Source organism: Pseudomonas sp. SAR267, assembly GCF_052077595.1.
GTDB lineage: Bacteria > Pseudomonadota > Gammaproteobacteria > Pseudomonadales > Pseudomonadaceae > Aquipseudomonas > Aquipseudomonas vlassakiae.
The window spans coordinates 4,264,251-4,279,544 of record NZ_JBQIHU010000001.1; the positions used below are offsets into that span (position 1 = coordinate 4,264,251).

Consider the following 15,294-nt stretch of genomic DNA (forward strand, 5'->3'; position numbering starts at 1 on the left):
TTGCCAGATACTGCATGGCCGCAGCCTTGAGCCTGTGCCTGTCTCTCGCCTGGGCAGAAGAGCCGGAAACCTTCGATGAAAGCGGCACACCGCTGTACGAGGTGAACTTCGTCGACACCGAGCTGGGCGAGTTCATCGACAGCGTGTCGCGCATCACCGGCACCACCTTCATCGTCGACCCGCGGGTCAAGGGCAAGGTCACCGTGCGCACCGTCGACCGCCACGACGCCGATGCCATCTACGACATCTTTCTCGCCCAGCTGCGTGCCCAGGGCTACGCGGCTGTCGACCTGCCCAACGGCAGCGTCAAGATCGTCCCCGACCAGGCTGCGCGCCTGGAGCCGGTGCCGGTCGAACCCGTTGGCAAACCGAGCGCAGGCAGCGACGGCGTGGCCACCCGGGTGTTCAATGTGCGCAATGCCGCCAGCGAGCAGATGCTTGGCATCCTCAAGCCGCTGATCGACCCCAGGGTCGGGGTGATCACGCCGTATCCGGCAGCCAACCTGTTGGTGGTGACCGACTGGCGCAGCAACCTTGAACGTATCGACAGCCTGCTGCGCCAGCTCGACCAGGTGAGCGACGAGCCGCTGCAGGTCATGCCATTGCGCCACGCCAGCGCTGCCGACACCGCGCAGCTGCTCACCCGCCTGCTGGCCCGCGAACAGGGCGCCGACAGCACCCAAGTGGTCGCCGACCCGCGCAGCAATGCCTTGCTGGTACGTGGCAGCACTGACCGGGTGCGGGCGTTGCTCGGCCAGCTCGACCGCCCCAGCGACAACCAGCACAGCAGCAACACCCAGGTCATGTACCTGCGCCACGCCAACGCCGCAGAAGTGGTCAAGGTGCTGCGTGGCCTTAGCCAGGAAGGCGCGGTACCCGGCGAAGCGGCTGGCGAAGGGGAGGGCAAGGCGCGGCCGGTGATGGCGGCTGCCAGCGATTCCGGCATCCGCCTGGAATACGAAGAGGGCACCAACGCCGTGGTCATGGTCGGCCCCGACAGCGAACTGGCAGCCTATCGCTCCATCGTCGAGCAGCTGGACATCCGCCGTGCCCAGGTGGTGGTCGAGGCGATCATCGCCGAGGTGTCCGACATCCGTGCCCAGGAACTGGGTGTGCAGTGGCTGTTCGCCGATGAGAAGTTCGGTGCCGGCATCGTCAACTTTGGCAGCAACGGCGTGAACATCGCCAACATCGCAGGTGCGGCGGCCAGTGGTGACAACGAGGCACTCGGCGAGCTGCTGTCCTCCACTACGGGCGCCACTGCCGGCTTCGGCCACATCGGCGGCGGTTTCAACTTTGCCATGCTGATCAATGCACTCAAGGGCAAGAGCGGCTTCAACCTGCTGTCGACGCCCACCCTGCTGACCCTGGACAACGCCGAAGCGTCGATCCTGGTCGGCCAGGAGGTGCCGTTCGTGACCGGCTCGGTGACCCAGAACAACACCAACCCCTACCAGACCATCGAGCGCAAGGAAGTGGGGGTGAAGCTGCGCATCAAGCCACAGATCAACGTCGACAACAGCGTGCGCCTGGACATCGTTCAGGAAGTTTCGTCGATCGCCGAATCCCGCGCTGCCAGCGACGTGATCACCAACAAGCGCGAGATCAAGACCAAGGTCATGGTCGAGGACAATGGCCTGGTCATCCTCGGCGGCCTGATCAGCGACGAGCTCAGCACCAGTGACCAGCGTGTGCCGTTGCTCGGTGACATTCCTTATCTGGGGCGGCTGTTCCGTTCCGATGCCAGCAAGAACACCAAGCAGAACCTGATGGTGTTCATCCGCCCGCGCATCCTCCGTGACGGACCAAGCCTGGCCGGCCTCAGTGAAGACAAGTACCGCACCCTGCAGCAGACCACGCCGTTGCAGTTGCCCGGCCTGGCCGAAGGGACCCCGTTGCTGCAGGTGTTCCCCGCCAGCCGCGCGCGCCTCGAAGGTGGCAACTGGTGATGCTGCCTTATCGCCTGGCCCGCCAGGCCGGGCTGGCCATGGCGCCGGCCGAGCAAGGCTGGCGCCTGTGGTTGCGCCGCGATGCCGACAGCGACCAATTGCAGGAGTTGCTGCGAGTGCATGGCCGGCCGGTGGTGCTGGAGTACCTGGAGCCTGCGGCGTTCGATGAGCGTCTTGGCCAGCTCTACGAGGCAGGCGCGGGGGCAACCGAAGCGCTGATCGAAGGCATTGGTGAACAGGTCGACCTGGACAGCCTGATGAGCGAAATGCCGCGCATCGAAGACCTGCTCGAAAGCGATGACGAAGCCCCGGTGATCCGCCTGATCAACGGCCTGTTCGGCCAGGCGCTGCGCCTGCGTGCGTCGGATATCCATATCGAAACCTTCGAACAGAGCCTGGTGGTGCGCCTGCGCGTCGACGGCCACCTGCGCGAGGTGCTGCGCCCGCCGCGGGCACTGTCGGCGATGCTGGTGTCGCGGATCAAGGTCATGGCGCGGCTGGACATCGCCGAAAAGCGCCAGCCCCAGGATGGCCGCATCACCTTGCGCGCAGCCGGCCGGGAAGTGGACGTGCGGGTATCGACGTTACCCGGCATCCACGGCGAGCGCGTGGTGATGCGGGTGCTCGACAAGCAGGCCAGCTTGCTGGCGCTGGCCAACCTGGGCATGCCTGCCGCCGTGCTGCAGGGCCTGCGCAGCTGCCTGGCGCGGCCCAACGGCATCGTACTGTCCACCGGCCCGACTGGCTCGGGCAAGACCACTACGCTGTACGCCAGCCTCAACAGCCTCAACGACGGCAGCCGCAATATCCTCACCGTCGAAGACCCGGTCGAATACGCCATTGCCGGCATCGGCCAGACCGCCATCAACCCGCGCGCCGGGCTGACCTTCGCCAGCGGCCTGCGGGCCATTCTGCGCCAGGACCCGGACGTGATCATGCTCGGGGAGATCCGCGATCAGGAAACCGCGCAGATCGCCGTGCAGGCCAGCCTGACCGGCCACCTGGTACTGTCGACGCTGCACACCAACAGCGCGGTGGGCGCCGTCACGCGCCTGCGCGACATGGGCATCGAACCGTTCCTGATCGCCTCGTGCCTGCGCGGCGTACTGGCCCAGCGCCTGGTCAGGCGCCTGTGCCAGTGCGCTGTTGCGCAGCCATTGCAAGCGGCCGAACGCGCCCTCTGGCCGGAGCTGGCAGCGCTGCACAGCAGCTATCACGCGGTCGGTTGCGCGCAGTGCCAGGGCAGTGGTTATGTCGGGCGCCTGGGGCTCTACGAATTCATCGAGCTGGACGCCGGCCTGGTCGGCCTGCTGTACGACGGCGCCAGCGAACTGGCTATGCAGGGCTACCTGGCCGAGCGCCGGCAAAGCCTGGTGGCGATGGCCAGCGACTGCCTGGCCCGCGGCGAAACCAGCCTGGCCGAAGTGCTGCGCGTGGTACAGGGCTGACCGATGCCGACCTTCCGTTACCAGGCTGTCGACCTCGCCGGCAAGACCCACAAGGCCAGCCTGCAGGCCGACAGCGAACGCCATGCGCGCCAGTTGCTGCGCGAGCAAGGCTTGTTCCCGCGCCAGCTCCAACGCCATGAGCCCGGCAGCCGGCAACCGCGCCGTCAGCGCCTGAGCCGTGCGCAGTTGTGCGAGCTGACGCGCCAGCTGGCGACGCTGACCGGCGCGGGCATCCCCCTGGTCGATGCCCTGGCCACGCTGGAACGCCAGCTGCGCGAACCGGCCCTGCATGCCGTGCTGGTGGCCCTGCGCGGCTCGCTCGCCGAAGGCCTCGGGCTGGCCCGCAGCCTCGCCCGGCAAGGCGCGCCGTTCACCGGTTTGTATTGCGCGCTGGTCGAGGCCGGCGAGCGCTCTGGCCGCCTGGCCCAGGTGCTGACCCGCCTGGCCGATCACCTCGAACAGGTGCAACGCCAACAACACAAGGCGCGCACCGCGCTGATCTACCCCTGCGTCTTGATGGGCGTGTCGCTGGCGGTGGTGGTTGGCCTGATGACCTTCGTCGTGCCCAAACTCACCGAGCAGTTCGCCCACGCGGGTCAAAGCCTGCCGTTGATCACTTCGTTGCTGATCGGCCTGAGCCAGGGGCTGGTGCATGCCGGCCCGTGGTTACTGGGGCTGGCGCTGCTGTCCGGCGTGCTGGGTAGCTGGCTGCTGCGCAAGCCGCACTGGTGCCTGCGCCGTGATGAACTGCTGCTACGCCTGCCGCGTCTCGGCGTGTTGCTGCAGGTGCTGGAAAGCGCCCGCTTGGCACGCAGCCTGGCGATCCTCTGCAGCAGTGGCGTGGCCCTGCTCGAAGCCCTGCAGGTGGCAACCGAGACCGTCGGCAACCGGCGCATTCGCCTGGCCATGGACCAGGTGCGCCAGCAAGTGCAGGGCGGCACCAGCCTGCACCGGGCCCTGGATGTCAGCCAGCAGTTTCCGCCGCTGCTGGTGAACATGGTCGCCAGTGGCGAGGCCAGCGGTACCTTGCCCGACATGCTCGAACGCGTTGCCGACGACCAGGAGCGCGGCTTCGCCCGCCAGGTGGACACCGCCATGGCGCTTTTCGAACCGCTGATGATCCTGGTGATGGGCGCCGTGGTGCTGTTCATCGTACTGGCGGTGCTGTTACCGATCATGCAACTCAACCAGGGCCTGCAATTGTGAACACAAGGAGCACTTCGATGCAGCAACGACGCAACCGCCAGCGGGGCTTCACCTTGATGGAAATCATGGTGGTGATCTTCATCATCGGCCTGCTGATCGCCGTGGTCGCGCCCAGCGTGCTGGGCAACCAGGACAAGGCCATGAAACAGAAGGTCATGGCCGACCTGGCGACCTTGGAACAGGCGTTGGACATGTATCGCCTGGACAACCTGCGCTTCCCCAGCAACGAACAGGGCCTGGCCGCCCTGGTAAAGAAGCCGACCCAGGAACCGCTGCCACGCAGCTGGCGTAGCGACGGTTACGTACGCCGCCTGCCGGAAGACCCTTGGGGCACCCCGTACCAGTACCGCATGCCCGGTGAACATGGGCGGGTCGATGTGTATTCGCTGGGGGCCGATGGCGTGCCCGGTGGCGAAGGCCAGGATGCCGACCTGGGCAACTGGGCGCTCTGACGTATGCCAGGCCAGCGCGGCTTCAGTTTGCTCGAATTGCTTGTGGTGCTGGCCATCGCAGGGCTCATGACCAGCATGGCGGTGGCCTGGCTCGACAGCAGCAAGTCCAGCGTCGATCAGGCTCTGCAGCGCCTGGCTTGGCAAACCCGCACCCAGGCCGCGCTGGCTCGGCACGCCGGGCAGCTGCGCGGGCTGCGTTGGACCGGCCAGCGGCCTGAGTTCGTGCGCCGTGATGGCGATGGCTGGGTGGTCGAGGCAGGCGCCCCGGCTGACTGGCCAGAAGGCCTGCGCCCGGACTGGCCGGCCAGCCCCCAGCCGCGTGTGCTGTTCACCCCGCAGGGCTGGGCGCAGCCGGGTTCGGTGAGCTGGCACTGGGCCGGCGGCAGCCAGCGTTGGGAGTGGGGCCGCGACGGCCAGTTGCGCGTGATGATGGCGCCATGAAACGCCGGCAGCGCGGGTTCACCTTGCTGGAAGTGACCGTGGCCCTGGCGATCGCCGCGGTGCTGGCGGTCATCACCAGCCAGGTGTTGCGCCAGCGCCTGGCGGTGCAGAGCAACGTGCAGCAGCATCGTCTGGGCGTGCTGTGCGCCCGCGAGCTGCAGGCGCGCTTCACCGTCGAGCAATACTGGCCAGCCAGCAACCAGGTCAATGGCGTACTTGAACAAGGTGGCCAGGCCTGCCACTGGCAAATGCAGCTGCGCCGCACCGGTGTGCGCGATTTGCGGCGGGGTGAATTGCTGCTGTATGCCGACCGCGACCAACGCCTGCCGCTGGGCCAGTACACCGTTTTTCTGGAGCAGCCATGACGGACAAAGGTCGCGTAGCTCCCCCAGCGGGCGAGTATCAGTCCACAAAGCGACGCCAGGCAGGTTTGACCCTGATCGAACTGATGGTGGCCATGGCCCTGACCGCGCTGCTCGGGGTCATGCTCTCGGCGCTGGTCAATGGCTGGCTCAAGGTGCGCGAGCGGTTGCAGGTGAATACGCAGGACTCCAGCGTGCTGGAGTTCTGCCTGGCCCTGGAGCGGCGCTTCGACAGCCCGGTGCTGCGCCAGCTGTACGAGCAGCGCCTGCCCTTGGCCAGTCGCTGGCTAGACTGGCAGGCCGACCGCCAGCAGTTGCTTTGGGTGGCCGCCGCCGCCTTGCCCGAGGCCGAGGGCGGTTCGCGCCTGCAACGCCAGCGTCTGCGTTTCGATGCGCGCGACCAACGCCTGCTGCTGGAAACGTCGGCGGATCTGTACGCCGCCAGCGAGCCGCGCTGGGAATTGCGCGAGCAACTGCCGCAGGTCAGCGCGATCAATGTGCTTTACCACCAGGGTGGCCGCTGGCTGCCCTGGCCCTCCGACCAACCCGCGCACCCAGGTCGTGGCGTGCGCCTGGAATTGCAGCGTGATGGAGCACCGTATGTCTGCACCTTTGTTCTCCCCTGGGGGCGCTCATGAAGTTTGAATGGCGCCGAACTGCGCCAGTTCGACCCTGGTTGTTGCTGCGCCCGGGTGAGGTCTGGGATTGGTTGCTGGTCGAGGTGGGTAGCGCCCATCGCCAAGGGCAGGGTGAGCCCCCGGCGAACTTGCAGGCACGGGTGGCGCTGATCGTTCCCGGGGAATGCTCTAGCCAGTTTCAACTGGCGGCACCGCCGGGTCTCAAGCGTGACGAGTGGCCGCTTTTGCTGGAAGACCGCTTGCTGCAGAACCCGGATGAAATCCTGTGTGCTTGCCTCTCGCGTCAGGCGGGGCAGTTACGCCTGATGGCGGTAGAGCGGCAGTTGCTGGGGCCATGGCGTGAGCAATGTGCCGAATGGGGCCTGCAGGTGGATTGCTGCTGGGCCGAGTTCCAGTTGCTGCCGACGCCCGAGCCGGGCAGTGCCTGGCAGTGGCAGCGCACGCCGGAATTAGTGCTGTGCAAAGGGCGGGTGGAGGACGGGCCGGAGCATTGGTTGGCCTGGCCCACTGCCTTTGGCGAGCTGCCTCGGCAACCTTGGTCGGGTCTGTCCCAGAGGGTTATGTCCGGTCCTTGGCCAACTGCCTTGGCACCGCTCGACAACCTGCCCAGCCTGCTCGATCAACCCCGTCACCCGCGCTCGCTGCCGGGAATGTCGCGGCAGCAGCTGCGCCTGCTTGCGGCGTGCCTGGTGTTGGCCTGCATTTGGGCCGGCCTGTGGCTGACCCAGCAATGGCGCCAGGTGCAGACCTGGCGTGCGCAGGTAATGGCGGTCACCGGTGAACAGGCCAGCCCCCGGCATGCGGCGCAGGCTCTCAAGCGCCTGCGGCAAAGCCAGCTGCAACAGCAAGTGTGCGAACGGCAACTCGAAGACCTGCAGGCACGTTTGCAAGCCTGGTTGCGCCAGCATCCCACCTGGCGGCTGCAGGCCGCGCGTTTCGATGGGCAACGCTGGCACCTGCGCCTGGACGGCGATGGCGCCGCGCCGCCATGGGCCGAGATGGCCAGTGCAGTTGGCGCTGCTGTGCAGGTACAGAACGGGCAGGTGGTGTTCGACCTGGGAGCGGCCTCATGAATCGGGACTGGATACAGCGGCATCGGCTGTGGTTCGCGTGGGGGCTGATCGGCTTGCTGTTGGCCTTCCTGGTCGTGCGCGAAGGCTTGGCGCAGTGGCGTCAGCTCAGCCAGTGGCGTGAGTTGGCAATGCAGGCTGCAAGCTTGCAGGGTGGCCCGGGCGTGAGCCTGGAGCGCCTGCGGCAGTCAGCCCAGTCGCGGCAAATCGAACTGGCCGATGTGGATGTGCAAGGCAAAAGCTGGCAACTGCGGGGGCAGGTGGCGGATGAGCGCGTGTTGCAGGGTTGGTTACAGAGCCTGCGTGCGGAAGGGGCGCAACCATTGCAGTGGGGGCTGGAGCAGGATGCCAAGGGACTGCGGTTTGAGTTGGTGATGCAACCATGAGCCGTCGCGTGCTGCTGTGGTGCGGGTTGGTATTCACGCTGACCCTGTTGGTCGAGTTACCGGCTGCCTGGGTGACGCGCGGCGTTGGCCTGTCGGCACTCGATGTCAGCGGCAGCGTGTGGCAAGGCCAGGCCCAGCAACTGGGGCCGGTTGGGCCACTGCGCTGGACGTTGCAGCCATGGCGCATGCAGGCCAACGCACAGATTGGTTTCCAGGGCCAAGCCTGGCAGGTGCGCGCCGAAGGCTGGCCCTGGCGTTGGCAATTGGAGGCCGCCGCTTTGACGCCTCAGGCGACGGCGCTGACGGATTACCGCCTGGCCGGGCAGTGGCAAGGCGCGCTGCGCATGCAGGGTTCGGGGCGCCAGTGTCGAAGCAGCGAGGGGCGGGTGAGCGTGACGGATCTGGCCTTGAGTGAGCCGTGGTCGCTGGGGTTGGGGCAGGGCTGGGTGGAGATGGATTGCTCTGCTGGGTGGCGCTTGCGTGGGCTATTGGTGCAGCAGGGGGAACATGAGTTGAAGCTGGAAGCGGACCTGGAGAAGCGCAGGGCGCGAGTGATGTTCAATTTGCAGGATGGGTCAGCGCTGATGCCGTTGCTGCGTGGCGCACAGTGGCTGGGGCCGCAAGTGCTGACGGGGCAGCGGGAGGTGCGTTGGTAGGACGGGGGATTGGGTCAGGGCTACCATGTGTTCGCCATGACAGGTGCAGCGCCTATGAGATCGAGCGCCGCCCGCGCGGCGCATCGCGGGCAAGCCCGCTCCCACATCTGTTTCGGGCCAGTTACTCCTGTACCGCCAACAGGGACCGCCTTGTTGGCATGGCGATGCATCGGCGGAAGCCAATAGGGGCATGGCGATGCATCGGCGGAAGCCAATAGGGGCATGGCGATGCATCGGCGGAAGCCAATAGGGGCATGGCGATATTTCTCGGTGGGCGCTGATGCCGCTCCACCGGTCTCCAGTCATGCACCAAGGCGGATCCTGTTGGCGGTACAGGAGTAACTGGCCCGAAACAAATGTGGGAGCGGGCTTGCCCGCGATGCGCCGCGCGGGCGGCGCTCGATCTCACAGGCGCCGAACATCCCAAGGCAGGCACCAAGGCGGATCCTGTTGGCGGTACAGGAGTAACTGGCCCGAAACAGATGGACTGCCCCCTAAAAGTTGGACAGTTCTATGCTGCAGCCTGAGCCCTGTACTCAACAGGGCTCAGGCCATTGAGCTTCAGTTTGATGCGGTCATGGTTGTAGTAGCGGATGTACTCGTCCAGGCCCGCTTTCAACTCATCGACACTCTCAAAGCGCTTCAGGTAGAAAAATTCAGACTTGAGCGTACCGAAGAAGCTTTCCATGGCCGCGTTGTCCAGGCAATTGCCCTTGCGCGACATGCTCTGTTTCACGCCTCGCCCACGGAGCTTGTGACGATACTGAGCCTGCTGGTAATGCCATCCCTGATCTGAATGCAGCACAAGCTTCGGCTTCTCTCCCAAGCAGTCGAGGGCCTTGTCGAGCATGTTCCCAACCAGGCTGTAGCAAGGACGTTTGGCCGTTTCGTACGCCACGATTTCACCGTTGTACAAATCCATAACCGGCGAGAGATAGAGCTTCTGTTGCGCCACCTTGAATTCAGTCACGTCGGTCACCCACTTCTGATTAGGTCGTTGGGCAACAAAATTTCGCTCTAGCAAATTCGCCGCCACCTTGCCGACAACACCACGATAGGAACGGTATTTCTTAGGCCGTACCACTGACTTCAACCCTTGCTCAGCCATCAGTCGTTCAACGACCTTCTTGTTCACCAGCTTGTCCTTTCTTATCACGAGCGCAACGCGGCGATAGCCGTACAGCCCTTTGTGCTCGTGATAGACACGATGTACCAGTTCTTTGAGCGCCGCATGCCTGTCCGGCTTCTGCTGAGCCTTGAGCTGATAGTAGAAGGTGCTGCGCGCCAGCCCGACTACCCGCAGTAGGTCAGGCAAAGGAAATCTGCGCTTGAGTTTGGCGACGATTAAGACTTTTTCGTCCGTGTTCGCTCCTGTTCCTCCCGCATGGCCTTGAGCTCCTTTAGGACAGCGTTCTCCATGCGCAGGTACTCAAGCTCAGCCATCAGCTGCTCTCGAGGCGTTTGCGCATCGTCGGTATTGGTGGGCTTGGCTGGCTTGATTTTTTTTGACACGTTGATTGGCTTTCTTTGCTTGATGACAGTAGGCGAGACAGGACTGCCACTGTAGTACTGCCGCTGCCAAATGCCTATCTGAGATGATTGTCCCAGGTCAAAGTGCGCAGCAGTTTGGCGCAGGGAAAGGCGATGCTCATGCATGTAACTCAGCACCTGCCGCTTGAAGTCCTCGGTATAGCGCCGTGCATGTGAGCCTGGGCTGATGCTGCGTCTCAACTGGTAGCTGGCAACCCAGCGTCGCAACAGGCTGAAATCGATGCCAAAGTTTCGAGCTACCGTACGGAAACCGTTGCTGCCATCCAAATAGGCAGTGATTGCTGTGAGCTTGAACTGCTCAGTGTACTTGGCCATGAATCCCCCAAGGGTTGGATTGGTGTCCAACTTCTTGGGGGCAGTCCACAGATGTGGGAGCGGGCTTGCCCGCGATGCGCCGCGCGGGCGGCGCTCGATCTCACAGGCGCCGAACATCCCAAGGCAGGCACCAAGGCGGATCCTGTTGGCGGTACAGGAGTAACTGGCCCGAAACAGATGTGGGAGCGGGCTTGCCCGCGATGCGCCGCGCGGGCGGCGCTCGATCTCACAGGCGCCGAACATCCCAAGGCAGGCACATCCGTGCCTCACCCCTTACTCCGCCTTACCCCCCTGCACACTGGAAACCCACTGCTCACTGCGGCTATGCCCACTGGTCCGCAACAGCCCCAGGTCCAGCGCATTTTCGCCATCCGCCGCGCCTTTGCCCTTGGCCATCTCGGCAATCGCCGTGCCCAGGTCCACCGGCGAATTGGACGCATCGACCGACACATCCCGACGATAATCGTTGCCACTCAGGGTTTCCCGGCTCACCGAGCTGGCATCGAGCGCGACCGTGCCCTTGGCCGACTGCAGCCGCGCGCCAACCAGCTGGGCATCACCGCCCACTTTCAGCGCGATACCGTCGCTGCCCTTGAGTACCGCCTGCTGCCCCACGCTGTCACGCTGCACATGCGACACCTGAAGGCTCAAGGTCGGCGAGAAGCCCGGGTCGGCCTTGCTCAAGGCCGACCCGGCTTTCTCCTTCACCTTGCCACCCAGTGGCCCGGCCAGCGAGGTGGCGGCGTTGACATAGCCCTGCGGGTTTTTCTCCTGGCTCAAGCGTGCATCGCCCTCCACCGTCAAGGTGTCGACGCTGTCCTTGCGGCTGGCGATGCGCAGGTCGCCAACGATCGCGCCGGTGATGCGCCCGGCTTCCAGGCTGGCGCCTTCGATGCGGGTATCACCCCGGCCTTGCAGGTCGATGGTTTCGGCGCGCAGGTTGCTGGCGTTCCAGGTCTGGTTGTCGCGCTTGTCCAGCCCGACCTTGGCCCGGCCATGCAGGCCACGGGTGTCGGTGCTGCCTGCGGTCATGTTGAAACCGGCACCGGCGGTGATCTCGAGATTGTTGCGCTGCTCCTGATTGGAGGAGGCTTCGATCAGCATGCCGCCGCTGGACGCGTTGAGCGCGATCTGTTCGGCGGATGCCTGCAGGCCCTCCAGGTGCAGGGCGATGTCCTCGCGAGCCGCGCTGCTGAGGGTCAGCTTGCCGGCACTGGCGAACTGGGCATCGACGGCCTGACGGGCGTTTTCGTCCTGCTTGCCATGGGTGAAATGGCCACCGATGCCGCCGCCTTTGGCCTCGCCCATCTTGGCTGCCAGCTCCAGGCCACCGCCAAGTTTGCCGCCGTGGGCCCGCTGGGTGTCGCTGCCTGCCTTGACCTGCAGCAAGCCATCGCTGTGCAGGCGAATATCGCCCACCTTGGCTTCCCGACTGCCGATACGGGTGCCCTCCAACAGCAGATCACCCGCGCTGCTCAGGCGGACTGCCCCCTTGGCGTCGATCTGTGCCACTTGCGCCTTGGCTTGCACGGCTTGCAGCTGCGCGTGGTCAAGGTAGCCTCGGGCATCGAAGCCGGTGCTGCCGGGGCGGTTGCCGACCTTGGCCCACGCATTGCCGTCGAGCTGGCGAGTCATCTCCTCGGTGCGGTCGTTGGCCTGGGGCAGCGACAGGTTGCCTTCACTGTGGATGACCACCTCGCCTTCGCCCCCCTCGATGCGGGTCCCCTCATATCGACCATCGCTACCCAGCTGGACCTGAATACCCTGTTGGCCATAAAGGCTGCCCGGAACTGCGGTGCTGGCCGTTGCCTGCTTGCCCAGCGAACCCCCCTTGCCCGCGCCGCGGGCGTTCAGGTCACTGCCGGAGCTGGTGTCGACGCGCAAGTCACCGCCAAAGGCCAGGCGCTCCACGCTGTCCTCCCGGGTATTTTCGGCGGCGCGCATGCTGTGCCGTTGCGCATCGATCTGCAGTTGGCCGCGGTTGGCACGCCAAGCGGTACCCTGGTCATCGATGACCTCGGCCTTGACCTGGACGTGTGCGCCAGACAGCTCGCTGACCTGAGCAAAGCCTCGACGCTGGTTTTCCAGGCGCTTGAGGTGCTCGAGGGTCATGTCGGCACCAACGCTGGGTGCCACCATGGCGTCTTCGGGCGATGCCTGCTGGAAGCGCGCGGCCTCCTCGCCCAGCACCAGCCGCTCGATCGGCCGGGTCAGGTCACGGTACTCGACGCTGGCGCCGAGGCTGCCGGACCACTCGCTGCGAAGTTCTTTGCGTTCATAGGTATCGAGCACAGCACGGTTGTCGATGCGCCTGGCGCTCACTTTGAGGGTATCTCCGGCAGTGACGCGTGCCGCTTCGGTCACCAGCTCGTCAGCATCGACGCTCACGTTGCCACTGGCCTGCAGTTCGCTGCGTTGGGCCTTGCTGTCGCGCTCGGTCACCACGGTGCTGTTGTGATGGCCTTCGAACAGGCTGCCCAGGCGATCGATGCCGCCGGTGACGGTCAAACCGCCGCCGCTCTGGCGAGTGCTGGTGGTCGATTCGCGCTCATTGCCGGTGGCGCCGAGCGTCACTTGCCTGGCCTTCACATCGAGGTCGCCCGCAGCGGCCTGGACCTTGGAACCCTTCACTTGCAGGTGCCCCCCGCTGCCCAGGCCAACGGTAGCCCCCTTCAGCTCGCTGGCGACTTGGGCGGTTTCGCGCACATTTTCGCTGCCGGTGGTCACTTCATAGGCCACGCCCGCCGCATACTGGCGAGACTCCGGCTTGCCGTCTTCGGCTTGCTGGGTTTGCCGGGCACTGGCAGTCAAACCCCATTGCTGATCACGGCTTTCGCTTTCCTTGACCGCTTGCGCACTGCCGATCAGCAGATCGCCCTTGGCTTCGACCTGCAAGTGCGCGCCAGCCTCGACCTTGGCGCCCTGGATGCGCATCTCTTCGGCACTGGCCAGGCGCAGGTTGCTGGACGAACTGACATCGCTGACCAGCACTTGCTGTTCACGTTTGGTGCTCTGCTGATCATTGCCGAACAGGCCGAACAGCTTGCTGTCGCTGTTGCGCTCGGTGGACCGGCTACTGCCATGGTCCGCTTCGATCGCCAGCGCGCCCTTTTCGCTGTAGAGCACGGCATCTTTTTTACCGTACACGGTGCTGCCCTTGATGCTGACCTGGTCGGCATGGCCATTCAGCTTGCCATCCGCAGTGACGCTGCTGCCGGCAACGCTCTGGCCCTCGGTGTCGTTGCCCTTGCGATTGCCGAAGAAGGTGCCGGAGACCAGGTCGCCCCGGTAGTTGCCGTCGTTGCTGCGGTGCTGCAGGGTGGTGGTGCCGACCTCGACCTGCTTGGCATTGAGGTCCATGTCGCCGCGGCTATGCAGGTTGCTGCCCTCGACCTTGAGTGTGTCCTTGGCGTTGACTGTCATGCGCTGGGCGCTCAGCGAGCTGGGCCGAGCGGTTTCGGTGTACTGGTCGGTATCGCTGTCGCCGCGCCAGAGGTCCTTGCGGTGACGCACCTGTTGCTTGAATTGCTTGCTGTCGATACCGGCCGCGATGTCCAGGTTGGCACCGCTGTCGAGGGTCATGTCACCCCCTGCCTTGACCTCGGCGGCGACCAGTCGCATGTCGGCGCCGGACTGCAAGGCAATGCTGTCGCTGCCCTGCAGTTGCACACCCCGTTGCTGGCGCTCGGTGGTAGTGCTTTCACGGCTATAGGTTTCGCGGGTGATGAACAGAAACTTCTTATTCCAGCTGTCGCGGTCGTGGTTGATGGTTTCGCGGGTCTTGGCGTCCAGGGTGAGTTTCTTGCCGGCCTTGGCCTCGATGCGCTCGGCCTTGCCATCGACAGCGCTCAATGTCAGGTCATCGGCGGCGGTCAGAAGCAAGGTGCCTTGTTCAGTGTTTAGTTCGGCAGGGTTGGCGGCTTCGCCGCTGATGTCCAATGAGCCGGCCGAGTGAATGACAATGCCGTTGTCGGCCTTTACCTTCGAGCCCATGCGCACGCCTGCACCTTCGGCAGTGCTCACCACGCGAATGCGCCCGGCGCGCATGGCACCGAACAGCTTGGCGTCGATGCTCGACGGGGTGCCCGGCAGGTGCTCGAGCACCTGGCCGTCGGCATGAGCGATGCGATTGCGGCCAACGGTCACGTTGAGGTCACCCTTGGCCATGAGCAGGCCTTGCTGGTCCACCTTCGGGGCAATCAGATCAAGCGCGCCCTCGGCATTGCTCTGTCCGCCCTGAAGCACTTGCAATGTGCCGCTGGCATTCAGTGAGTTGAAATGGCGCAGCTGTTCTTCCTGCAATTCGGGCGTGCCGACCACGAACCCTGCGCGGGTGGTGTTGATGAAACTGCCGCCATTGAGGGTGATACCGTTGGGGTTGGCGAGGATGTAGTCGGCAGGGCGGCCGAAGATTTCCTGCGGGCCTTCGATCAGCGAGGCGTTGCGGCTGACCACTTCATTGAGAATGGTCGACGCTGCCTGGCCCCGGAACTGCGGGTTGGCGGCCAATGCGCCGGCCAGTTGCGACTGACCTGGCTGCAGGGCGTTGTTCAATACCACACCGGGGCGGGCAACGTTGTAGTCGAGAAACTGGTTGTGCGACAGGCCACTGGCATTGGGCGCTACGATGTCGATCACCGGTACGCCATGGTCATTGTTGATGATCGGGGTGCCTGCCGGGCCGCTGGCGGCCTCCAGCCCACCCTGCGCGAAAGCGCTTGCGGGGCTGAGCAATGCGAGGAAGATGGCCCAGCGCAAGGTATCCGGGCGGCTAGACGGTAACGGCGAGAGTGTCTGCATGTTCTCGTTCTCTTTGTTGT

Annotated in this window: 12 protein-coding genes; 10 read left to right on the plus strand and 2 right to left on the minus strand. The window is 64.9% G+C overall.

The annotated features are described in order from the left end of the window. The first annotated feature begins 14 nt into the window (after positions 1-14). From gspD to ACTORR_RS20110, 10 genes are read left to right on the plus strand one after another with little or no spacing between them, the layout of a single operon-like run. Positions 15-1,949 carry a type II secretion system secretin GspD gene (gspD, locus tag ACTORR_RS20065; protein ID WP_409521038.1) on the plus strand — a complete coding sequence of 645 codons (1,935 nt, stop codon included), beginning with the start codon at positions 15-17 and terminating at the stop codon, positions 1,947-1,949. After that, positions 1,949-3,397, plus strand: coding sequence for a GspE/PulE family protein (locus ACTORR_RS20070; RefSeq protein ID WP_054886252.1), 1,449 nt, complete (start codon positions 1,949-1,951; stop codon positions 3,395-3,397). Before gspD ends, ACTORR_RS20070 begins: the two co-directional genes overlap by 1 nt. A 3-nt stretch (positions 3,398-3,400) precedes the next feature. Continuing rightward, positions 3,401-4,603 (plus strand): type II secretion system inner membrane protein GspF, encoded by a 1,203-nt coding sequence (gene gspF, locus ACTORR_RS20075; RefSeq protein ID WP_313365593.1) that lies wholly within the window; start codon positions 3,401-3,403, stop codon positions 4,601-4,603. A 17-nt stretch (positions 4,604-4,620) separates the two neighbouring features. Further along, the gene (gspG, locus tag ACTORR_RS20080) at positions 4,621-5,055 is read left to right on the plus strand and encodes a type II secretion system major pseudopilin GspG (RefSeq protein ID WP_054886254.1); all 435 of its coding nucleotides are present in this window, start codon (positions 4,621-4,623) and stop codon (positions 5,053-5,055) included. 3 nt (positions 5,056-5,058) lie between these two features. After that, on the plus strand, positions 5,059-5,496 hold the full coding sequence (gspH, locus tag ACTORR_RS20085) for a type II secretion system minor pseudopilin GspH (protein ID WP_313365594.1): 438 nt from the start codon (positions 5,059-5,061) through the stop codon (positions 5,494-5,496). Further along, positions 5,493-5,861, plus strand: a complete 369-nt coding sequence (locus ACTORR_RS20090; RefSeq protein ID WP_099815909.1) for a type II secretion system protein GspI — start codon at positions 5,493-5,495, stop codon at positions 5,859-5,861. The genes gspH and ACTORR_RS20090 overlap by 4 nt, the downstream gene beginning before the upstream one ends. Continuing rightward, positions 5,858-6,496, plus strand: a complete 639-nt coding sequence (locus ACTORR_RS20095; protein WP_313365595.1) for a PulJ/GspJ family protein — start codon at positions 5,858-5,860, stop codon at positions 6,494-6,496. The genes ACTORR_RS20090 and ACTORR_RS20095 overlap by 4 nt, the downstream gene beginning before the upstream one ends. Beyond that, positions 6,493-7,569, plus strand: coding sequence for a GspL/Epsl periplasmic domain-containing protein (locus ACTORR_RS20100; protein WP_313365596.1), 1,077 nt, complete (start codon positions 6,493-6,495; stop codon positions 7,567-7,569). The genes ACTORR_RS20095 and ACTORR_RS20100 overlap by 4 nt, the downstream gene beginning before the upstream one ends. Next, a complete protein-coding gene (gspM, locus tag ACTORR_RS20105) occupies positions 7,566-7,952 on the plus strand; it encodes a type II secretion system protein GspM (protein WP_099815912.1) in 387 nt (128 codons plus the stop codon). The genes ACTORR_RS20100 and gspM overlap by 4 nt, the downstream gene beginning before the upstream one ends. Further along, the gene (locus ACTORR_RS20110) at positions 7,949-8,608 is read left to right on the plus strand and encodes a hypothetical protein (protein WP_313365597.1); all 660 of its coding nucleotides are present in this window, start codon (positions 7,949-7,951) and stop codon (positions 8,606-8,608) included. The genes gspM and ACTORR_RS20110 overlap by 4 nt, the downstream gene beginning before the upstream one ends. 511 nt (positions 8,609-9,119) lie before the next feature. Here ACTORR_RS20110 and ACTORR_RS20115 read toward each other — a convergent pair. Together ACTORR_RS20115 and ACTORR_RS20120 are read right to left on the minus strand one after the other, a co-directional pair. Beyond that, positions 9,120-10,474, minus strand: a protein-coding gene (locus ACTORR_RS20115) for an IS3 family transposase (protein ID WP_441343822.1) whose coding sequence is annotated in 2 segments (ribosomal slippage) — positions 9,120-9,998 and positions 10,001-10,474 — 1,353 coding nt in all. Because the reading frame shifts where the segments join, the coding sequence is not laid out codon by codon here. Between the two features lie 273 nt (positions 10,475-10,747). Further along, positions 10,748-15,274, minus strand: a complete 4,527-nt coding sequence (locus ACTORR_RS20120) for a hemagglutinin repeat-containing protein (protein ID WP_441343823.1) — start codon at positions 15,272-15,274, stop codon at positions 10,748-10,750. Between the last annotated feature and the right edge of the window lie 20 nt (positions 15,275-15,294).